The 21,530-nt window shown below is 64.9% G+C and carries 12 protein-coding genes; 1 reads left to right on the forward strand and 11 read right to left on the reverse strand.

What is annotated here, in order from left to right; all coding sequences use genetic code 11:
- The first annotated feature begins 2 nt into the window (after window positions 1–2).
- Window positions 3–1,781, forward strand: coding sequence for an MFS transporter (locus ACZK29_RS20695; RefSeq protein WP_065197286.1), 1,779 nt, complete (start codon window positions 3–5; stop codon window positions 1,779–1,781).
- 52 nt (window positions 1,782–1,833) lie between these two features.
- On the opposite strand, the gene ACZK29_RS20700 is transcribed toward ACZK29_RS20695, so the two are convergent.
- The 11 genes from ACZK29_RS20700 to ACZK29_RS20750 form a co-directional block, all read right to left on the reverse strand.
- Window positions 1,834–2,304 carry a SecDF P1 head subdomain-containing protein gene (locus ACZK29_RS20700; protein WP_478446453.1) on the reverse strand — a complete coding sequence of 157 codons (471 nt, stop codon included), beginning with the start codon at window positions 2,302–2,304 and terminating at the stop codon, window positions 1,834–1,836.
- Window positions 2,301–2,852: an HdeD family acid-resistance protein gene (locus tag ACZK29_RS20705; RefSeq protein WP_049431885.1), complete on the reverse strand. Its 552-nt coding sequence runs from the start codon at window positions 2,850–2,852 to the stop codon at window positions 2,301–2,303. The genes ACZK29_RS20700 and ACZK29_RS20705 overlap by 4 nt, the downstream gene beginning before the upstream one ends.
- A gap of 254 nt (window positions 2,853–3,106) precedes the next feature.
- Window positions 3,107–3,304 (reverse strand): DUF4926 domain-containing protein, encoded by a 198-nt coding sequence (locus ACZK29_RS20710; protein ID WP_081280504.1) that lies wholly within the window; start codon window positions 3,302–3,304, stop codon window positions 3,107–3,109.
- A 615-nt stretch (window positions 3,305–3,919) separates the two neighbouring features.
- On the reverse strand, window positions 3,920–4,195 hold the full coding sequence (locus ACZK29_RS20715) for a hypothetical protein (RefSeq protein WP_155760324.1): 276 nt from the start codon (window positions 4,193–4,195) through the stop codon (window positions 3,920–3,922).
- Between the two features lie 105 nt (window positions 4,196–4,300).
- Entirely contained in the window at window positions 4,301–5,731 is a 1,431-nt protein-coding gene (locus ACZK29_RS20720) for a hypothetical protein (protein WP_478446454.1), read from the reverse strand.
- A 448-nt stretch (window positions 5,732–6,179) separates the two neighbouring features.
- Complete coding sequence (locus ACZK29_RS20725; protein ID WP_146268099.1) at window positions 6,180–6,701, reverse strand: hypothetical protein; 522 nt, start codon at window positions 6,699–6,701, stop codon at window positions 6,180–6,182.
- Between the two features lie 191 nt (window positions 6,702–6,892).
- Complete coding sequence (locus ACZK29_RS20730; RefSeq protein WP_146268101.1) at window positions 6,893–7,174, reverse strand: hypothetical protein; 282 nt, start codon at window positions 7,172–7,174, stop codon at window positions 6,893–6,895.
- The gene (locus tag ACZK29_RS20735; RefSeq protein WP_478446455.1) at window positions 7,171–17,433 is read right to left on the reverse strand and encodes a hemagglutinin repeat-containing protein; all 10,263 of its coding nucleotides are present in this window, start codon (window positions 17,431–17,433) and stop codon (window positions 7,171–7,173) included. Before ACZK29_RS20735 ends, ACZK29_RS20730 begins: the two co-directional genes overlap by 4 nt.
- A gap of 85 nt (window positions 17,434–17,518) precedes the next feature.
- A complete protein-coding gene (locus ACZK29_RS20740; RefSeq protein WP_239504010.1) occupies window positions 17,519–19,201 on the reverse strand; it encodes a ShlB/FhaC/HecB family hemolysin secretion/activation protein in 1,683 nt (560 codons plus the stop codon).
- Between the two features lie 256 nt (window positions 19,202–19,457).
- Window positions 19,458–20,147 carry a ComF family protein gene (locus ACZK29_RS20745; protein ID WP_111188367.1) on the reverse strand — a complete coding sequence of 230 codons (690 nt, stop codon included), beginning with the start codon at window positions 20,145–20,147 and terminating at the stop codon, window positions 19,458–19,460.
- 88 nt (window positions 20,148–20,235) lie between these two features.
- Entirely contained in the window at window positions 20,236–21,405 is a 1,170-nt protein-coding gene (locus ACZK29_RS20750) for an L-dopachrome tautomerase-related protein (RefSeq protein WP_478446456.1), read from the reverse strand.
- Between the last annotated feature and the right edge of the window lie 125 nt (window positions 21,406–21,530).

Consider the following 21,530-nt stretch of genomic DNA (forward strand, 5'->3'; position numbering starts at 1 on the left):
CGATGACTCCAAGCACCGCTCCGCGCTGGCCCGTACGCTACCTGCTCTTCATCGGCGGCCTGGGTGGCCTGCTGTACGGCATCGACATCGGCATCATCGCCGGCGCCCTGCCCTATCTTGAAGCAACTGCCAGCCACGCCTGGCAGCTCAGCAGCCAGCAGCTCGGCTTCGTGGTGGCCGCGGTACTGCTGGGCAGCGTGCTGTCCTCGCTGTTCGCCGGCATGGTTGCCGACCTGATCGGCCGTCGCGGCGCGATGCTGCTGGCCGGCCTGCTGTTCACCGCCTCGATTCCGATCATGGCACTGGCCTCCGGCTACACGCCGCTGCTGCTGGGGCGCCTGCTGCAGGGCATCAGTGGCGGTTTGATCGGCGTAGTGATTCCACTGTACCTGGCCGAAGTGCTCAGCCCCGAGCGACGTGGGCGCGGCGCGGCGATGTTCCAGCTGCTGCTGACCGTTGGCCTGGTGCTGGCAGCCCTGATCGGCCTGTACCACGCCCACGCCGTGGATGCCGCCGCCGAAGCCGTGCGTTCGCTGCCGGTCGCGCAGCAGGCGCAGGAACTGTTCACGGTGAAGGACCACGCCTGGCGCACCATCTTCTGGACCTGCCTGGCGCCGGGCCTGCTGTTCTGCGCCGGCATCTTCTGGCTGTCCGAATCACCACGCTGGCTGGTGCGCCGCGGTCGCATCGATGAAGCCCGCCGCAGCCTCCAGCGCGTCCTGCCCGCCGCAGATGTCGAGCCCACGCTGGCCCAGATCCAGGCGCCGGAATCGAGCAGCAGCGACGGCAAGCGCGATCCGCTGCTCAGCCGCCGCTACGTGGTGCCGTTCCTGCTCGCCTGCGTGGTGCTGGCCTGCACCCAGGCCACCGGCATCAACTCGGTGCTGGCCTACGCGGTGAACATCCTCAACCAGGCCGGCCTGTCCGGTTCAGTGGCCAACGGCGCCGACGTGGCGATCAAGCTGCTCAATGCGGTGATGACCGTGGTCGCGTTGCTGCTGGTCGACCGCAAGGGCCGCAAGTTCCTGCTGATGCTCGGCAGTGGTGGCATCTGCGTGGCGCTGCTGGCCGCGGCCACGCTGTTCTTCCAGGCCGAGCGCGGCCGTGCCGATGTGCAGCCGCAGCTGCAGGCGGCGGTCAGCGGCGACGGCCTGCAGCTGGTGCTGGATGATGCGCAGTGGCAGCGCCTGGGCGCGGGGATCGACCGCGAAGGGCGGCCGATGCAGCTGACCGTCTCTTATGCCTACGGTGATTTCACCAACGTGCGCGCCCTGCGCAGCGACAACCTGACCGATCGCGAGCTGCGCATCGAGCGCGCCGGCACTGTGCAGCCCGACAGTGTGATTGGCGCATTCTTCCGCAAGTTGCATCTGAACCCGTTCGCCGACCCGGCCAGTGCCGCGCAGGCGCCGCTGCGCATCGAACAGGCCCGCATCGGCCCGGTGCCGCCGCCTGCACATGGCTGGGCGGTGGCCGCCTGCATCCTGGTATTCGTCGCGTTCTTCGCGGTCGGCCCCGGCGTGTGCGTGTGGCTGGCACTGTCGGAACTGATGCCGAACCGCATCCGCTCCAACGGCATGAGCATCGCACTGCTGATCAACCAGTTCGTGTCGACCACCATCGCCGCCATCTTCCTGCCCACGGTGGGCCACTACGGCTACGCCAGCATGTTCGTGTTCTGGGCGGCGTGCACCTTCGTGTTCTTCCTGGTAGCCGCGTTGTGGCTGCCGGAAACCAAGGGCAAGTCGCTGGAGGAGATCGAGGCACGGTTCGCCCGGTAGCGGTCGACCTTGGTCGACCTCCGCGCGTAACGCGGTGGTGTTGGCGCGCCCGTCACTGACCGGTGATGTGCTTCGCCAACGCCTGTGCCTCGGCAATGCTCGGCAGCCCGCTCAGCATCATCGACTCACCGAACGGGCCTTTCACCGTCGCCACCATCAGCACGCGGCCATCCACACTGATCGCTGCTCGCTGGCCCACCAGTGCTGCCGTGCCATCGTGGATGCGCTGGTGCGCTTCGGGTCGATAGCGGATCTGCAGGCCAGGTTGCTTGGCTTCATCCAGCACGTAGCGCACGTCGGCAATGTCGGTGCTGCCGGCAATCGGCGGCTCGCGCAGGGCCAGGGTTTCGCCTTGCCATTGCGCCGGCTTGCCTTTGCCGGAGGCGTCCACCGCGCTCAGGCGCACATCCACGCCAGGGCGCGGCACGTGATCCTTCCCTGCCAAGCCACCGGGCGTGGCGCCCGGCATGCAGCCGGCCAGGGTCAAGGCCACGCCCAGCAACAGCGGAAGCGCAGCCCTCACTTCAGCTTCCGCAGCTTGAATGCCACCAGCACCTGCAGCAGGCCGTACAGCAGGCTGCCGATGCCGATCCACAGCGTGGTTACCGCCACGCCGGCATATGGATTCGCCGCAAACAGCAGGCCCAGCACCACCGCCAGCACGCCGCTGAGGATCAGCAACCATTCGCCCTGGATCTGCTTGCGCACGCGGATCGCGAACACGATGCGATAGATGCCGGCCACCAGCAGCCACGCCGCCAGGAACAGCACCAGCACGCTGGCGGTGGCCAGCGGATTGATCACCGCCAGGATGCCGAAGCCCAGCGAGGCGAGGGCGTACAGCGCCAGCCAGCCGCGGGACGCGCCGCTGCCGCCATTGATCAATGCGAACAGGCTGATGACGCCCTCGATGATGGCCATCACGCCCAGCGTCCAGGCCAATGCCATGGCCGCCGACAATGGCCAGCCGATGGCGACGATGCCGAAGCCGAGAGCGACCAGGCCATACAGCAGGAGGATCCACCAGCTACGGCCAACCGCCGACAACAGGGGAGACAAGGGGGAATTCATGACCACTCCTTCGATCCGGAACCGGGTTCATCGTAGCCGTTCGAGATGAAGGGGGAGATGACGGTGATCGTTGGCGGGTTCGTCGTGGGCCGGCGCTGCCATGGACGAAATTGCTCCGATCTCATCAATAGACAACAGCTGTCGTTCTTCTTCGCGTCGCCCGGCGCCCCATTTCGCCAGCGACGGTGAGCCGGGTGGGGCTGATGCCACTGCCATTGATCCTGGCGCGGGATCGGTCAGCAGAACAAGGCTCATCACCTCATGACCTCAAACTGCGCTGACCTTAGTGAAATCTGCGCAATTGTTGCGCCGCCCCCATCGCAGAACTCAACCTCATAGGCTTCCTCTGGCTCGGAGAGTACGGCAACTACCACCCCGAGACTGCCACGATAAATTCCCACTGAAGGAATATCCTCCAACAAGCGTACACCTTCATTGATTCTAAAATTCATATATAAATTACTTCACAAATACTGCTGTCAGCTCTGGAGCATCTGATCCGAGCTTATAGATCCACCCACCTCTAACGACCCCGCCCTAAATGCAAGAATATGAGTAGATCTACACCGCCCCCAGAACAAGCCTATTAAAACGTTCAAGTTCCGAAGGACTTACATCCTGATACTCACAATTCAATCCCGAACCACAAACAAAGCCGATACGTTCACTATATGCGGCATATACCGAACCAGAGCTATCCACTGATGAGAACACATCCAAGGAGGGGCTACTCAGTTCCGATCCACACCAGGAAATGATTGCGCCCCCCTCAACAAACCATTCCAGTGATCGCCTAATGCATATCAACCACTCGTCCTCATCAGGCCAGGAATTTATCTTAACTTCGGCGGACAAATTGCTCATACCTTGCCCCTCCCACTCCCTGAATCTCACATCGACGCGACCACTCCATATGTCCTCAAACGAGGCACTATTCTTGCCAAATTCGCCAATCGAACCACAACTCCAATACCCGTAGAAAATAATTCCGCATACCTCCTCCTGATAAACAACACGACCAGACTGGTCTGGAATGGCCCAATATATTCCGAGGCTGCCTTTCGTTATCATAGTCCGAAATTCTTGATCTGCTGCGGGGATGGCTTGATCGCTGTAACAATATCTCCAGCCGCTATCTTGCCGCGAGGCTCCTTCGCCACAAAGATAACAACGTCCTCTCCGTTAATTTTCCCATAAAAGCCTTTAACCGGCTGCCCGCCTTGAACCATTACGTGGTCAAAAGTTTTTATCGGTTTTGTAAGAATAGCCCGCCCGATATCCTGGAACGCCTGCCGAGCGGCTTTTGACCCAGAGTTCTCCGTAATTATTCCAGCATCGATCAAATGCCTGGCAGAGTGGTCAATTCGACCGATGTTGGAGAGCGGAAGATTTACGACATCATTGGCGAATGCTACGTGCCCTTCTTTGGCAGCTTCGCTAGCTGCATTCTACACCGACTTCAGGATCTCCTCAGATTTGAGCACACCCTGCTTGGTCGCGGCCCCGGCGATCTCCGCACCCACTTCACCAACGATCTTCGCTCCAGGCAACCGCACCGGGATCAGGAACGACGCTGCGCCGATGGCAGCACCGTTGCCGTCGCCCTTGGCTACGCTGGCGATCACGGTACCAGCGGCGCCAATGTCGCCACTGAAGGTCCCCATCATCGTCCAGCCGTCACCTCCCCGGATCTTCGTTCCGCGCAGGTTGTTCAGATCATAGAATTTGAGCTGCATGTCGTCCTTGGATACGCCGGAGGACAGCAGGGATCCGATGACCTGCCTGTACAGTGCATCGTCGTTGAGCAGATCGTTGCCATAGAGGTTGAAGTTTTTGTATTCCGCCTCCGTCGCGCCGAACCCGTATGCCCCGCCCATCTTGCTCAGGAAGTCAGTGGCTTCCAAATCAACGTTCTCGATGCCCACCAATCGGGCGACCTTTGCATCAACACGCGCAGCACCCTCCGTGGTCAGCCTCCGTACTGCCTCTGCTTCGCTGATACCCTCCTGGGCAGCGAACGCGGCAGCATTCATGTTGATCCACTTCACCTCATCCGGGTGCAGCTGCCGATTGAACCGGTCCCCGGTCACGGCAATGTTGGCGCCCGTGCTTCCACCCAGAGCACCACCCACCATCGCGCTGCCCACTTCCATCAGCGACTGGTAGTCCTCCCAGCTCAGGCTGCCCTTGTTGTTCTCGAGGAATTCGGAGATCGCGATCTTGGCCTTCTCCGCACCGGCAGCACTCACTGCGCCCTTCAGCGCATCCGCACCACCCAATGCGGCCATCGCTGCACCGGCCATGCCGTGCAGCAGCGCGCGGCCATTGCCGCCGTCGGCCCAGAACGCCTTGCCTTCTTCGGTCTCCGCCTTCTGGCTCAGGTAGCCGCCCAGGTCGCCCACGCCCTTGAACAGCAGCTGCCCACCCAGCTGCATCACCTCGGCGCGCTCCTGCATCTTGCGCAGGTCAACGGCCGACAGTGCGCTGTCGGTATCAAAGCCGGTCGCGGTCCGATCGAGGCCGGCCAAAGCGCTCTCATTGCCATCGCGCACCACCACGGTGCCGGCGGCGATGTCCGAGCGCGTGGTGCTGCTGTCGTTCTTCTTCGTGCCGCCCAGCAGGCTCAGCCCCGCGCCGGCCGCGCTCCCCAGCGGGTTACTGATGCCACCGCCGCTGCTCATCCCGGTGCCGATGCCACCGCCACTGGTCTTGGCGCGGGATTCGTTCTCGATGTCGACAACGGTCAGGCTGCCGGTATCCAGGCGGTTCTTCGAAGCGTCGGCGGTGCTGCCGATCACGCCGCCTTCCAGGTGCGTGTTGCCGCCCACGGTGATGTTGAAGCCACCGCTGCCGGCAACGATGCCACTCTGTTCCTGCACGCTGCGCAGGTGGCTCTCGACCTTCTGTTGGCCGATGTTGACGCTGCCACGGCCGCTAGCTTCTACATGTTTCTCACCCTTGTTATTTCCCTCTTAGCCATGACCCTATTCTTCTGTGAAACTTTTTTGTCGAAGGCAACAGAATTCAAGTCATCGATAATTAGTTCAACGTCTTGCTTATCCAAGAATGAAACCCAAGAAAGCGCCAACCCTATCCAGTAGTCAGAGTCATGATTCAAGCCAAGTTGAACCAAAAGAAGATATGGGAAATTTCGACCTAAATCCGAAATTAAATTTTCAAATTGAAACTAAAGAAGAGTAATCGCACGCCTGAGCGCCTCCTTTCCTTCTAGGGGAAATTATACTGATGGCCCTCAAGTCGCCACACTCCCATCCCGTCACTAAAAATAACGAGACCGCCACCCAGGAATTTTTTCCCGCGGAGTACTCATAAATTACATTTGATTCGCATGAATGACTCATCGCACCGAAGGATCTGGTCATTCACTTGATCGATCGTTGAGTAGCCAAGGAATGCATTGGGGCCCCTGATAAGCTGCTGCTCTGCCGCGTATCCACGTCCGCGTTTCTCCGAGGCCTCCAGTTGAGCCTTGTTCGGATCGCTATCCGGTACGCCGACGGAACAATGACTCAGGGCACACATTGCGTCGTTCAAGCGCTGCTGCTCATCAGCGGTCTTGCCCTGCTTCAACTCATCCAGCTTCTTTGCTTCGTCAAGGTGCAGCTGCCGATTGAATCGATCTCCTGTAAGCGCAATGTTGGCGCCGGTGCTTCCACCGGCCAGTCCACCCACCATCGCACTACTGACCTCCATCAAGGACCGGAACTGCTCGGGGCTGTTCTCGCTCTGGTTGGCGGTGAGGTAATCCGAGATCGCCTTCTTGGCCTTCTCCGCACCGGCAGCACTCACCGCGCCCTTCAGCGCATCGGCCCCACCCAGCGCGGCCATCCCAGCGAGTTGCTCCGAATGGCTCCTATGCCACCACATTAACCGCATGACCGACGCAGAAATCGACGGGTCATTGCACATTAGCAACATGCGCCGATTGAAATCTGATTGCGGTGCAACTCAGGACCCCAGCCGGCCAGCACACGAGAAGGCTCCGACCAAATCGGGCGCATACATCCTGATTACATCAATCAAGCGTACCCACCCACTTCTTCCAGCCCAGCGAATATATGAATTATACCATCCTCAATACTGGAGGCATCTCTCCTCAATATAATATCCCTGGCACGATCACAAAAAACAAATGTCAACCTCGATCCAACCCTCCCCCCATCCAGCTTGAAAATGAAGTAGGAACCCTCTCCATTGATAAGCCCATTTATGACATCAACAAAATCAGAGAAATAGTTTTCGCCAATAGGCACGCCTACTCGCTCAGAAAAGTTCACAGCCAGTTCACTCTTGCTTTTCACTCAAGCCCCCTAAGAGCCTTTGAAATTTCGTCAATTGACTTTAACTCGCCAGTGGAAACACGGTCAACGACCTTCCACACCAGCTCACGTGGCGGCCCGTCAACGGCGTTCCTTTCCACAAGAACCTCGAAAACCTCAACAGCAGTCCTCTTATTTCCATTTACAAATCCGTGAGCCCCAGCAATGTCACGAATGAACACGGCACTCTTATTATAAAACCCCTCGTAATTGGCGGCGTTTGCGATTGTTTTTGAAACATCCCAGTACTCACCGGATCCACTTATTCTTTGATTTATCCCGCGAACCTCTTCTGCGGTAATTCCATATTTAAATCCGGAGACGCCCTTCGCACTTTCATAGGCTCGAGACGCAGCGCGACTTGTGCTTATTGTTTCCTCTGCAGCCAACCCGGCTTTCGCAACGACACCAGCCGCGACAGGAACAGAAATCGTATGTCCGCCAACAAAGTCTGCCGCAAGAGCGTCCGCCGTTCCCTTTAGCGCATTGGAGCAAGCGATCGGATTTAGCAAGCACCAGCCACCGAACTCAACAGCCGCCGCCGCACCGATGCCAAGAGCGGCTGCGCCAGCCTGGACCACGGCAACGCCCTTCTGAGAGCGCGAGGCGTCGCCGTAGTAGCGCAGTGGCTCCTGGAACTCAAAGCGCCAGTCCTTGGTTGATCCGGCGGCGTAAGCAGTTCCCGAGATGGCAGTGTAGACGTCTTTGAAATAGCCGGTTTCGCGCCCAAGCTCTTCGCTGAACTTAGAGAAGTTGTCCCGATCGCTGCTGTCGAACGCGGTACCCCAGTCGTACTTGTTCTGGTTCTTGTGCAGGAAATCAATTGCGTCAGTGTTGTTTTCTACTCCACTCAGGTCGGACTGTATTTTCGAGTCAACGTACGCAGCCGCTTCCACAAGAAGGATGCGATAGGCCTCTTCCTTCGATATCTTCTGCTCGCGGGCGAACTCCTCTGCATGGAAGCGGATCCACTTCACCTCATCCGGGTGCAGCTGCCGATTGAACCGGTCCCCGGTCACGGCAATGTTGGCGCCCGTGCTTCCACCCAGAGCACCACCCACCATCGCGCTGCCCACTTCCATCAGCGACTGGTAGTCCTCCCAGCTCAGGCTGCCCTTGTTGTTCTCGAGGAATTCCGAGATCGCGATCTTGGCCTTCTCCGCACCGGCAGCACTCACCGCGCCGTTCAGCGCATCCGCACCACCCAATGCGGCCATCGCTGCACCTGCCATGCCGTGCAGCAGCGCGCGGCCATTGCCGCCGTCGGCCCAGAACGCCTTGCCTTCTTCGGTCTCCGCCTTCTGGCTCAGGTAGCCGCCCAGGTCGCCCACGCCCTTGAACAGCAGCTGCCCGCCCAGCTGCATCACCTCGGCGCGCTCCTGCATCTTGCGCAGGTCAACGGCCGACAGCGCACTGTCGGTATCAAACCCGGTCGCGGTCCGATCAAGACCGGCCAGGGCACTCTCATTGCCATCGCGCACCACCACCGTGCCGGCGGCGATGTCCGAGCGCGTGGTGCTGCTGTCGTTCTTCTTGGTGCCGCCCAGCAGGCTCAGTCCTGCGCCGGCCGCGCTCCCCAGCGGGTTGCTGATGCCACCACCGCTGCTCATCCCGGTGCCGATGCCACCGCCACTGGTCTTGGCGCGGGATTCGTTCTCGATGTCGACAACGGTCAGGCTGCCGGTATCCAGGCGGTTCTTCGAGGCATCGGCAGTACTGCCGATCACGCCGCCTTCCAGGTGTGTGTTGCCGCCTACGGTGATGTTGAAGCCACCGCTACCGGCAACGATGCCGCTCTGTTCCTGCACGCTGCGCAGGTGGCTCTCGACCTTCTGCTGGCCGATGTTGACGCTGCCGCCGCTGCCGTACACGAAGGTGCCGCCAGCCTGGGTCTGCTTGCTGGCGTAATCGTCGGTGTCCTGCTCGCTGATGATGGACAGATTGCCGCCGATGCTGGCCACCACCTTGTCGCCGCTCAGCTGGGCACCCTGCAGCGTGGTGTCCTTGCCACTGATGACGGTCAGGTTGCGGTCGGCGTCCACCACGGTTTCAACATGCGTGGTGCCGTTGCCGCTGCCCTTGCCCTTGGCGGTGCTGGCCGACACGTACCAACCGGTCTGCGCGCCGATGCTGAAGCCGATCTCACCGCTGCCGCTCTTGTTCTTCGACGACTGCGTGTGGTCTTCCGCTTCGCTGCGCAGGGTGATGTTGTCCCGCGCGGCCAGCGCCACGTTGTCACCCTTCACCTGGCTGCCGATGATGTTCAGGTCACCGGCGGTGGCGACGATGCTGACGTCGCCCTGGCTGCGGATGGTGCTGCCCACCGCCGACTGGTCGTGGCTGGTCTGGCTGGCACTGGAGCTGGAGGCGCCGATGCCGATGCGCAGGCTCACGCCGTCGGTAGCGCCGGAGGCGCCTTGCTGCATGGCGCCGCCGACGCCAGCGGCGGCATTGGCCGCCTGCACCGCGTACAGCGCCTTCAGGCGATCATCCTGCGCATGGCCGGCCGCCTTGGCCGCACCGTAGGCGGCCAGGGCGGCATCCACCACCCCGCCGGTCAAGCCGACGTTGATACCGGCACTCTTCTGCTTGGTGCTCTGGTGTACGTCAGTGGTGCCCTGTGCCGCGTCGATCACCACCTGCCCGCCCACCAGCTGCGTACCGGTCTTCGACAGCACGTCCGAACCGGTGATGTGCAGCGTGTTGCCGGCGCTCAGGTTGACCCGGCCATCAGTTGAACCGATCAGGCTGCCCTGCGGCGCGCTCTGCTCGATCTCCAGGCCCTTTTCAAGCTTGCTCTGGCCGATGGTCAGGTTGAAGCCACCACCGCCGAACACGCCCGAGCGCTTGACGGTCTTGTCGTGCTCTTCGCTGTGCGTGGAGGTTGCCGTGCCAATGGTCAGGTCACGGGTAGCGGCCACCACCACATCACCGGTGGCTGCCACCTGCGCCGCCTGCGCGACGACGTCACGACCGGCGCCGATGGTGACGGTCTCGCCGCTGAGCGTGGTGCCTACCACCAGGCTGTCGTGGGTCGCGTCATAGGTGGTAGTGGTCTTGCTCGACAGCAGGCCCTTCTTCCTGCGCGTGGTCTCCTGCTCCCAGCTGTGGTCTTCCTGTGCCGCCAGCAGCTTCACGTCGCGCGTAGCGGCAATGCTGATGCCACCGTCGGTGCTGCCGACCTGCGTGGCAGTGAGGTTGGCATCACGTCCAGCCACCAGCGCGATGTCGCCGCCGGCCTGCAGCGAAGTGCCGTGCACGGTTTCGTCCATGCTCTGCGTGGTCTGCGAGAACCGCTTGCCACGGCTCTGCTGCTGGCTGGTGTTGGTGGTGGTTTCGGCCTGCAGGTTGAGATCGCGCCCGGCCACCACGGCCAGGCCGTCGCCGGCCTTCAGCTGCGCGGCCTGCAGGTTCACGTCCTGCCCGGCCTGCATGCCCAGCGAGCCACCGGCCTCGATGCCGCTGGCGTTGAGGGTTTCGCGCACGTAGCGGTTGCTGCCCCAGCCGCCCTGTTCGGTGGTGGTCAGTGCGTTGAGGTTGATGTCGTTGCCAGCCGTGGCATGGACGCTGCCGCCGGCCTTGGCGGTCACCGCCGTCAGGTTCAGATCGCGGCCGGCGTCCAGCGACAGGCTGCCGCCGACATCCAGCGTGGTGCGGCGCAGGCTGCCATCACCCTGCATCTGCGTGGTGAGGTTGAGGTCGCGGCCGGCCTCCAGCGCCGCGTTGCCGCGGGCACGGGTCTGCGAACCGACCAGTGCCAGGTCACGCCCGGCTTCCAGCGCCAGGCTGCCGCCGCTGCGGATGCTGGCCACGTCGATGCCGCTGACACTCTTCAGGTCGCGGCCGGCCACCAGGGCCACGTTGCCGCCCTGGATCAGGCCGCTGTTGTTGAGGATGTCCTCCACGGCGGTGATGCGGGCATTGCCGCCCGCGGAGATGCCACCGCGATCGTTGAGCAGGCTGCCGGTATCGATGGTCAATCGATCATCGGCGCGGATCATGCCCTGGTTGGACACATTGCCGGCGCGGATCTCCACCGACTCGCCAGCGATGGCGGCGCCCCCCAGCTGCAGGCGGTTGGCGGTGGCCTGGGACAGGTACACCACCGGCACCAGCACCTTCTGGCCATCCACTTCCTGGGCGACCATCCACACGATGTCTTCGTTGAGCGCGGCCACCTGTTCGGCCGACAGCGCCACGCCCACGCTCAGCTGCTGGCGCGCGGCTTCGCTCACGCCGGCATCCATCATGGCGCGGTACTGGCCCATGCCATCGCCTTGGTCGGCATCCAGGTAGCGACGCCCGGTCAGGCCAGTGATCTGTTCCATCACCAGGCGCTGCTCGTAGAAGTCGTCACCCATCCGACGCAGCTGCTTGTCGGGGTCCAGGTTCAGGCGCTGGAACATGTAGTCCGAGCCGATCCACTGCCCGAAGTTGGCGAAGCGCGGATCGGTTTCCACCAGCCAGCGCTGGTTGCCCGGATTGACCGTGTACAGGCCGCCACTGGGCAGCGACAGGCCCGGCAGCGGATTCTGCGGGCTGCCCACCACCTGCGGCGGCGGCACCGTGGTGACACGTCCAGGGCCCGGGGAGCCGGTATCACCGGCCGTTCCCGCACCCTGCGCCTGCGCGCTGGCAGGCCCGGTGGCCACGCCCTGCTGTGCACCCGGTGCGCCAGCATTGCCGCCGACCGCGCCGGCGCCCTGCTGCTGGCCCAGTTCGGGTGCATAGGCGTTGTTGCCCTGCCAACCGGCGACGTCCAGCGGCGTGCCACCGCTATGCGCGGTGACCACGGCGTTGTTGACCTCGCGCGCTTCGATCTGCACCTTGCGGCCGGCGGTGATGCTGGCATTGCCACCGGCCAGCGTGACCTGCTTGGTGACCGTGCTGGTGCCCAGCGCGCGGCTGCCGCCATAGATCTCGAAGTCGCAGCGGCTGGGGCAAGGGCGGTAGGTGTAGTCGATGGTCGACGTACGCTGAACCACCTTGTAGCCGGCCAGCGCCTCGTTGTTGACCACGCCGGCCCAGTCGTTGGGGTCTTCGCTGTTGGACGAGCCGCGGCCGTTGATCGAGAGGTTGCGACCAGCGGCGATGGCCGAGTTCCGGTTGTCGACCGAGCCGCCGGACATCTGCATGTCGCGACCGGAAATCAGCTGCGACGCCGCGCTGGCGGCGATGACGGTGGTGCCTTCGAGTACCAGGTCCTTGTGCTCGGTCCAGACTTCCAGCACGGCACAGTCGCCGGGGCACAGCTTGCCCGGTGGTGCCGGGCCATCGATGCCATCGACCCTGAACGTGCCGCTGTCCGGGTCGGCAGCGCCTTCGTTGCCGCTGTAGACCTTGTGCTGGGTGACCAGCACACGGCGCTCGTTGGCCACGCCCAGCGCAGCCAGGATCAGGTCGTTCTCGGCCTGGATGCGCCCGGAGCGGTTGCGGATCTGCTGGGCATTGCCGCCGTTCCAGCCCTGCAGGCGGATGTCGCCCAGGCTGAATAGCTCGCCGTCGAGGTTGTCGATGTAGTTGGCATACAGATTGATGCGGCCGGTGGCCGCCATCAGCCCTTCGTTGTAGTCGCGTACGACCAGCGTGTCGCCCAGGTCGCGGCCGTTGGTGATGCGCGAGGCGCGCAGTTCCAGCGCGTTGCCCATCAGGGTGCCGGTGTTGGTGATGTTGGCAGCCGACACCTCCACCGTATCGCCGTCAACGCGACCGGCGTTGCTGAAGTCACCTGCCGTGGTCAGCACAACGCGGCCGCTGCCATTGCCTGCCGTGGCATTGAGCAATGCACCGGCGGTGTTCTCGATCCGGGCCGCCGAAACTTCAAGGGTGCCCTTGCTCTCCAGGCGCCCCTGGTTGACCAGTGCGCCGGCAACGTCCAGCTTCAGCAGTCCGTTGCTCTCCAGGCGCTGGCCGTTGCCATGCACGTAATCGCCCGCCAGCGTCAGGCGCAGCTCGCTGCCGCCGAACAGGCGGCCGATGCCGCTGAAGGCCTGCAGGCGTGCGCCGAGTGCTTCATAGGCGCTGATTTCGCCGCCACCATTGGCCAGGCTGCCCAGCGTCAGCTGGCTCTGGCGACTGAGCAGCCGGCCGTTGCTGTTGTCCAGCGCGGCAAGATCCAGGCGCAGCAGGTTGCCTGCGCTGAGCTGGCCACCAACGTTGAATACCTGTGCGCCTGCGCGCTCCAGGTACAGGGTATTGGCGGCGTGGACCATGCTGCCGGCGTTGTCCAGCGAAGCGGTCTGCAGGCGCAGGTCGGTTCCAGCCACCAGCTTGGCCTGGCCGCCTTCGGCGCGGTTGTCCACGCTGCCTGCGGTCAGCGCCAGCGCACCACCGGTACTGCCCAGGGTGCCGCCACGGTTGTCCAGCGCACCGGCCGATTCCAGCGTCAGCTGCCCGGTGCCGTTGGCCACGATGCGGCCGCCACGGTTGCCCACCGACGCCGCACGGATGCTCGCCGAGCCCTGTGCTTCGATGTTGCCTTGGCTGTTGTCCAGTGCCTGGCGGCTCTGCAGATCCAGCGAGGTGCCGCCGTGGACCAGGCCCCGCTGGTTGGCCAGCGCACCGGCCACGTCAAGCGCGAGTTCCTGGCGGGCGTACAGGTTGCCATCCACGTTGCGCAGGTCGCCCGTGCGACTGGTCACGCGCGCATTGCCCTCGGCCCCCAGCAGGCCATTGCTGTTGTCCAGCTGGGAGGCCAGCACCTGCAGCTGGCCGGCGCCGCGCTGCACGATGGTGCCAGTGCGGTTGTCCAACGCCCCGGCAGCGTCCACGGCAAGGTTGCCGCCAGCATCGAGCCGACCACCGGTGTTGACGATCTCCGTACCAGCCACGCGGGCACCGGTGCCCGCGGTGAGCGTACCGCCGCTGTTGTCGAGGCGACCGGCAACGGCCACGTCCGCCTCGCCGTTGCCGACGATCAGGCCTGCATTGCTATTGTCCAGCGTGCCGGTCTCGATCTTCAGCACACCCGTGCCCGCATGCTCGATGCGGCCGCCCTGGTTCAGCAGCTGCGCCGCCCGCAGATGGACATTGCCGGCGTTGGCAGCGATGCGCCCGCCGGTGTTGCGCAGCGCGCCTGACAGGCTCAGCTCGAACGGATCGGTGCCGGTCTGCAGCAGTTCGCCGGCGCTGTTGTCCAGCGCGGCCGCCAACAGACCGATGCGCGTGCCCTGCAGGCTGCCCGCATTGCGCAGCAGGTCGGTGGCACGCAGGTCGAGCAGACCGATGGCGGTCAGGCTGCCGCCGATATTGCGCCACTCACCGCTGCGCGCCTGCGCCAGCAGGGTGCCACCGGACCAGACCTGGCCACCCTCCAGCAGCAGGCTGTCGCCCAGCAGGTGAACCTGCTGGCCGGCGTTGATCTGGCCGGCGTTGCGCAGCTGCTGACGCGCATCAAGGGTGACGCTGCCGGTGCTGCCGACCTCGCCGTCGGCCAGCAGGCCCGCCACGATCACGCCGCTGTTGTCGATCTGCCCCGCCCGCAATTCGATGTCACCCGAGGCCAGCACGCGCCCGCGATTGCTGGCCTGGGCGGCCTGCAGCGTGACCGTGCGCGCCTGAACGTCGGCCGCAGTGCGCAGTGCCTGCGCAGCCTGCAGCGACAGCGCGCCGCTGGCGAACAACGCCGCCTGGTTGTCCAGGTCGCCATCGCTGCGCACCTGCAGATCAGCGGCGCTGTCGATCGTTCCCTTCAGCGTCACGCCGGCATCGGCGGACAGCACGACGCCCTGCTGCGCAAAGACCTTGCCCGACTGCTCCAGGCTGCCGCCCGCGTGCGCGGTCAGTGTGCCGGCAGCCAACGTGCGCCCGCCCAGCACCAGGGCCTGGTCACTGCTGAGCTGCACGTTGCCGCGCTCGCTGCCCAGTTCACCCTCGCTGCGCAGGGTCCGGCCCCGCACCTGCAACGTCTGGCCGGCCACCAGGCTGCCCTGGTTGTCCAGCGAATCGCGCACGGTGACATCGACATCGCCGGCGCCATAGAGGTCGCCACGGTTGTCGATCACATCGGCCTTGGCCGTCAGTGCTCCCTTGGCGAACACGTTGCCGGCGTTGTCCAGCGTCACCGCATCCAGCTGCAGCGACTGCGCACTGGACAGGTTGCCGCCGGCGCGGTTGTGCAGCGCGTCGGTGCGCACGTCAAGCGCGCCATCGCTGGCGATCACGCCGGCATTGTCCAATGTGGTGGTGCGCAGCTGTGAGCGGTCGCGACCGTAGATCACGCCACTGTTGCTCAGCTCAGTGGCGCGAAGATCCATTGCCTGCTGGCCATGCAGGCGACCGTCGTTGATGACCTTCTGCACGTCCACGGCCACCACGCGTGCCAGCGCCGTGGCGGCCGCCTGCTGGCGCAGGACGCCGCCCTGCAGGGTCAGGGTGCCGCCGGCTTCAAGCCGGTTGCGGTTGTCGAGCGTGGCAACGGACAGGCGGGCATCGGCTGCGCTGCCGATGATGCCGGCGTTGTCCAGCACATCGGCGTCGACCTGCAGGCCCTTGCCCCCCTGGATGCTGCCGGTGGTGTCATTGTCGATGCGTGCGTTGGACTTCAATGCCAGCAGGTCCACCGCCTGCAGCGTGCCGCTGTTGCGCAGACGGTCGACCGTCAGCGTGGCCTGGCGGGCCTCAAGGGTGCCTTGGTTGTCCACGCCGCCGGCAGACAGTTCCAGCGCCTGCTCGGAGAGGATGCGTCCGGCGTTGTCCAGCTGCTGGCGCGCCTGGACCTTCAGCAGCCCGCCCGCAGACAGCTCGGCACCCTTCAGCTGGGTGATGCGGTCGGCCGCTGCACGCAGGTTGGCACCGGCACCGATGATGCCCTCGTTGTCGATGCTGGCCGCATCGAGTTCGACGTCGGCGTCGCTGTACAGCTGGCCGGCGTTGTGCAGCTGCGCGGCCTGCATCCGTACGCCCTGGTTGCCCAGCAGCAGGCCGGCGTTGTCCACCTGGCGGGCCTGCACGTCCAGCACCTGTGCGCCCAGGCGCGCGCCCTTGTCCTGCGCCAGCGTGTCGGCGCGCACGGCAAGCCCGGCACCTGCGGTCACCTGTGCACGGTTCTGCACCTGCGCGGCAGCCAGCGCGATGCTGCCCGCGCTCTTCACCGTGTCAGCCAGGGTCAGCGTGCCACCGGCGTCCAGCTGCATCTGTGCGGCCTGCGCGCTGCCGGCCAGGTCCAGATTCTGGTTGGCGCGTACGGCCAACGCAGCGCCCGCCGACGTCGAACCGGCAAGCGACGCCTGCCGGGCACGGATCTGAAGATCTCCCTGCGCGTACTGGGTGCCGTCGGCCTTCAGGTCACCGTCGGTTTCGATCTGCAGGCGGCCTGCGGCCGCCGTGCGTCCGCTCAGGCGGACATCGCCGGCCTGGGTCAGGATGAAGTCGCCTGCGTCGGCCACCATCTCGCCCGTGCTGCGCACGCCCACGCCGGCCTCGGTACCGACCAACCGGATCTTGCCTGCATACATGCCCCCGAGAGCGGCAACATCCAGGCCGAACTGCGGGCGTTCGCCGTCTCCGGTGATCGCCTGCGTCGCCAGGGTCTGGGCATCGATCTGGTTGGCGCCGGTGACCACGTTCACCTGGCGCGCCCAAAGGCCCGCGTTGAGCTGCACCGCGCGGGCCAGCAGGTCGACGCCTTCCAGGTTGCCGGCATCCAGGCCGTTGCCTTCCAGGCGGATCGTTCCGCGCGACACCCGGAACGCAGACAGGCTGCCATCGTTGCCGAACACCGGGGTGCCGGTGGTCAGCGTGCCACGGGTGGTATTGATGAAGCCGCAGCCATCGCAGGTGATGCCATTGGGGTTGGCGACGATCACCGCCGCCGAGCGCCCCGCCACCTCGATGTGGCCCTGCAGGCGCGACGCGTTGGTGGATGTCACCTCATTGAGGATCAATCGTGCCGACTGGCCCGGCTGCAGGTTGCCGTTGCCCTGGATGTAGCCACCCAATTGGGTCTGCACGGTGCTCGCGCTGTTGTTGAGGATCTGCCCCTCGCGCCCGACGTTGTAGTCCTGGAAGCGGTTGTGCGATACGCCGCCCGCGTTGGGCCGGTTGATCTGGATGACCGGCACGCCGTTCGCCGCCTGGTCGGCCCGCGCCTGCTCGCCGGCCTGTACCTGCACCTGGGCAAACGAGCTGCCCGGGGCCAGGAACGCCAATGCCAGGGTGGCGCTCGCCATCGCGGTGCGCAGGCGCGTGGCCCAACCGGCGCCCGAAGCGGACAGGGACAGACTGCGGAATACGTTCTTCATGCCAGGTGCTTCCATCAACCCAGGGGGAACTGCACACACAACAACCCGATCACGTCGCCACGTGGCGACGGTGCTTCCAGTCGAATCAGAACTGCCAGGACGCGCGGAATCCGATCACGTGACCGCGTGCCTCATGCTTGAGCCAAGCCGGGCGGCTCATCGGTACGCCGACGAAGCCATCCCACGCCAATCCGCCCAGCTCGCCACGTGCACCCAGGTGGGCGCCGCTGAGGGTTCCGCCGCCGATACCCTGGCGGTCGTCGCGCTCGATGTGGCCGATATCGATGCCCGCATAGGGCGCGATGGCGCGATGTGCCATCCAGCTGATGCTGTTGCGCCAGTAGCCGCCACGGCTGCCGCCGAGTGGCACCTCGCCGTCGAAGCCGTTGACGGTATAGCGGCCACCGACGCTGATGAACTCCGAGCCGTACAGCGTGTCCTTGCTCCACTGGTAGCGGAGCGCGGTATTCCATGCCAGCGGACGCGGCCCGGATGTCAGGGCGCCACCGGCGCCGATATCCAGCGTGGTCAGCCCATAGCGGAACGTCGGCGCCAGGCCATCGCGGCCCACGGCGTCATCATCGCCTCCCAGCCACGGCACGCCGCGGCGGTGCGCCAGGCGGATATCGGCCTGGACCCGCCCCAGGTACTGGCGGTGCAGCAGCGCCAGCTCGACCGAGGTAGTACGCCGGCGCTGGCCTTCGATCTCCACGCCTTCCACGTAGCTGTGCGACGACCGTTGCGCCACGCGCAGCTCGATGCCGCTGCGATAGCTCTGGCCACGCACCAGCAGCCGTTCCACGGCCAGGTCGACGTTGCTGGAGGTGCCGGTGCTGGCGAATGTGTCGGCGTTGCTGGCGATGGTCTGCTTGTAGCGCGAGCTGTAGGTGCTGGTGCTGAAACGCCAGTTGCCCAGCGGAACCGACCACGATGCATTGAAGCCGTGGGTACCCCGGCCCTTGTCGGCACTGCCGTCGCTGCTGACGCCGATGCTGAGCAGGTCGTTGACGCGAGCCAGGTTGTCTACCCACGCGGTCGCGCCGACCTGCTGCTTTCCGGTCGCACGGCTGCCGGCATCATCCAGCGACACCGAGGCACGCCATCGCTTGCCGTGGCGGATGCTGATGACCACGTCCGACTCGCCGGGCGCCTCGCCCGGCACCAGTTCCATGTTCACGTCCTGCGACGGAACTCGCTTGAGCTGCTCCAGGCCCTGTTCCAACGCGCGCAGATTGAGTACGTCCCCCGGCCGCGCGGGAAACGCACTCTTCCACATCGAATCGGGTACCTCTTCCGCGTTGAAGCGGATCTGCCGGATCACGCCCGGCACCAGCTGCAGGCGCAGGGTTCCGCTGCCCAGGCTCTGCTCGGGCAGGCCGATGCGCGTGGTCACGTAGCCCTTGGCCAGCGCCAGATCCGAGGCACGCCGCACGATCAGCGCGATGCCCTGCTGGCCCACGCAGCGGCCACGGTAGCGGTCGAGATAGCGCTGCAGGAACGCGAACTGCGCCAGATGCGCGCCGTCGAGCTGCAGCTGCTGCAGGGTGAAGCACGGTTCTTCGTCCGGCAGTGCCAGCGAATGCAGATCGGTGGCAGCGGCCGGCTGTTCACGTGATACATCCGGCAATGCCTGCCGCTGCTCACGCTCGCGTGCCTCGCGCTCGGCGCGTTCGCGCAGTTCCTGCTGCTCGGCGAACGAGGGACTGGCCGACTGCGCATGCACGACGCCGATCAACAACAGCCCCGCAGTGCCCAGAACGGCACGCATGCTGAATCCTGCTTTTCTGTTACCCATCAACGACTTCCTTGTCCAGCATTGGTACAGACCTGAAGCTGTGAACAGACATCGTGCAGAGAGAACGTGCGACCGACACCGACTCGACCGCCAACCGCTATCGGCGGGAGTGCGCGGAACTTTAGGGTCTTTGCATCCGTGCACCCATTGCGGCGATGCAGTCGAGCACCGCGCGCTGAAGGATGGGCATCCTTCAGCTGCCGTCATGCGATGTCAATCGCTCCGGTCATCACGGCACCCGTGCGCACACCCATGCCCGCACGTCCCTGGCACCGGCCAGCCGCAACGTCTCGGCGATTTCCATCACTGTGCTGCCGGTGGTCATCACATCGTCCACGACGGTCAGCCGTGTCGGCGGCGACAAGCGCGTGCCGAATGCGTCAAAGAGATTGTCCCTGCGCTGTTCTGCGCTGCGCTCGGACTGCGGCGCGGTGTGGCGGCGTCGGTAAAGCCCCTGCCAGACCGGCATCGGCAACAGGCGGCACAGTTCGGCGGCCTGGTTGTAGCCGCGCTGGCGCAGGCGTTGATTGTGCAGGGGGACCGGCACCAGCGGCGCGCATGACCACGGGGGCGGGGCGCGCTGCATCAGCTGCGCGAGCAGGCGACCTGCCGCCAGGTCCTGATGGAACTTGTAGCGCACCAACAGCTGATCGACGGGGGGAAGGTACAGCAGGCTGGCATGCGTGGCGGACTGCGGCGGTACCTCGTCGCGGCATATACCGCAGACGATCAGGGCGTTGTCCGGCAACGGCAGTGCACAGCGCAGGCAGGCACGACCGGCCCAGGGCAGTCCGGCGAGGCAGGCGCTGCACAGGTCAAGTTCATCGTGGCCCGGCTCGCCACAGACCAGGCAGCGCAGTGGCAGCAGCACGCGAAGCGCTGCCTGCAGAAGACGAGTGGGCGTGGACAGGGCCGGCATGCGCTACAGCGTGATCGCGCCGCGACCCCGGGGCCATCAGGCGCACGCCCTTCAACCCGTAGGCATCCTTACCCGTTTACGGAGCACTTCACCGCGTCGGCGCAGGTGCGGCATCCACACGCGTGCGGTACACCATGTAGGGCTTCTGCCGGCGATCCACGCCGCCATTGAAGCCGGCCTGTCGATGCAGCTGGTTGGCGGTGAAATACAGATAGCCGTCCGGCCCCATCGACAGCGTATCCGGCCACAGGATGCGCGGGTCGTGCACCACCGTCGTCCATCGCCCCTGCGCGTCGCGGGCATGGATGGCGTTGTGCTCGTAGTCGCTGGCATACAGCCGCCCGTTGGCGTCCATCTCCATGCCATCGGAGGCACCCTTGTCGCCCAGGTCGACCACCGCTGCCGCCAGTTCCGCTTCACTCAGCTTCGGGTCGCGCAGCAGCGCGGTCGGCACGCTGTACAGATGACGGCTGGACAAGGGTGTGTAGAACAGGGTGCCGCCATCGGGCGACAGGGCGATGCCATCGGCGGCCACGGTGAACGGCTGCGTCGAACCATCCGCGTTGCGCAGTCGCATCTGCTGCCCTTCCACGATCGGCACGAACGCGGGATCGGCCGAGGTGGATACGTGGCCGACCAGGCGCTTGGACGCGGCGCCAGTGGCGAGGTCGATCACGATGATGCCGCCGATACCGCTCAGCGACGAATCGGTCACGTAGGCCACGCCCTCGCGGCCGACCCGGAAGTCGAAGCGCACATCGTTGACATAGGTGCGCGCATCGATGACGTTGGCCGGGAACACCAGCGTCCTGGCCACGCTGTCGGTGGCAAGGTCGATCGCCACCAGTTTGGCACCGCCGGCCTGCGGAGCGGAGAAGCCCGGCGCAGCGGTATCCAGCACCCAGAGGCGCCCCTGGCCATCGGCCACCACGCTCTGCACGCTGATGAAGTGTGCAGCCGGGTCCGCTCCTTCCGCGCTGTTGATGCGCGCATCCGGATAGGGCACGGCGCGGCCGTCGCGCCATTCGGCCACGCTGTAGGCCACCTCATCGCCCCAGCGCGGGAAGTTGACGAAGATGCGCCCGGTTTCAGATACCGCCACGCTGGTGGGCATGGCGCCTTCGAAACGCGCCACCGGTTCGAGGGTGCCGATGCTGCGCTCGCTGGGCAGCAATGGGGTGCCCGCCAACGCCAGCGCGGGGGAACTGGCCAGGGCCAGGACGGCAGCCGCCAGGCTGCGGATACGGCAGTTGATCATGGTCGCGCTCTCGATGCAGGTCCGGGTGCAGCCCCGGCGTGGACGCATCTTCTGCGTCGCGCGTGGCATCGGGTAGACGGTGCAACGCGGAATCAGCTTCACCGCTGGAGTGAAGATGGAGGGCT

It is taken from the genome of Stenotrophomonas sp. 89682_Sma (assembly GCF_056481405.1).

Coding starts and splice junctions, on each gene's coding strand:
- ACZK29_RS20695 (WP_065197286.1), top strand. CDS start 3: ATGACTCCAAGCACCGCTCCGCGCTGGCCCGTACGCTACCTGCTCTTC.
- ACZK29_RS20705 (WP_049431885.1), bottom strand. CDS start 2,852: ATGAATTCCCCCTTGTCTCCCCTGTTGTCGGCGGTTGGCCGTAGCTGG.
- ACZK29_RS20710 (WP_081280504.1), bottom strand. CDS start 3,304: ATGAATTTTAGAATCAATGAAGGTGTACGCTTGTTGGAGGATATTCCT.
- ACZK29_RS20725 (WP_146268099.1), bottom strand. CDS start 6,701: ATGGCCGCGCTGGGTGGGGCCGATGCGCTGAAGGGCGCGGTGAGTGCT.
- ACZK29_RS20735 (WP_478446455.1), bottom strand. CDS start 17,433: ATGAAGAACGTATTCCGCAGTCTGTCCCTGTCCGCTTCGGGCGCCGGT.
- ACZK29_RS20740 (WP_239504010.1), bottom strand. CDS start 19,201: ATGCGTGCCGTTCTGGGCACTGCGGGGCTGTTGTTGATCGGCGTCGTG.
- ACZK29_RS20745 (WP_111188367.1), bottom strand. CDS start 20,147: ATGCCGGCCCTGTCCACGCCCACTCGTCTTCTGCAGGCAGCGCTTCGC.
- ACZK29_RS20750 (WP_478446456.1), bottom strand. CDS start 21,405: ATGATCAACTGCCGTATCCGCAGCCTGGCGGCTGCCGTCCTGGCCCTG.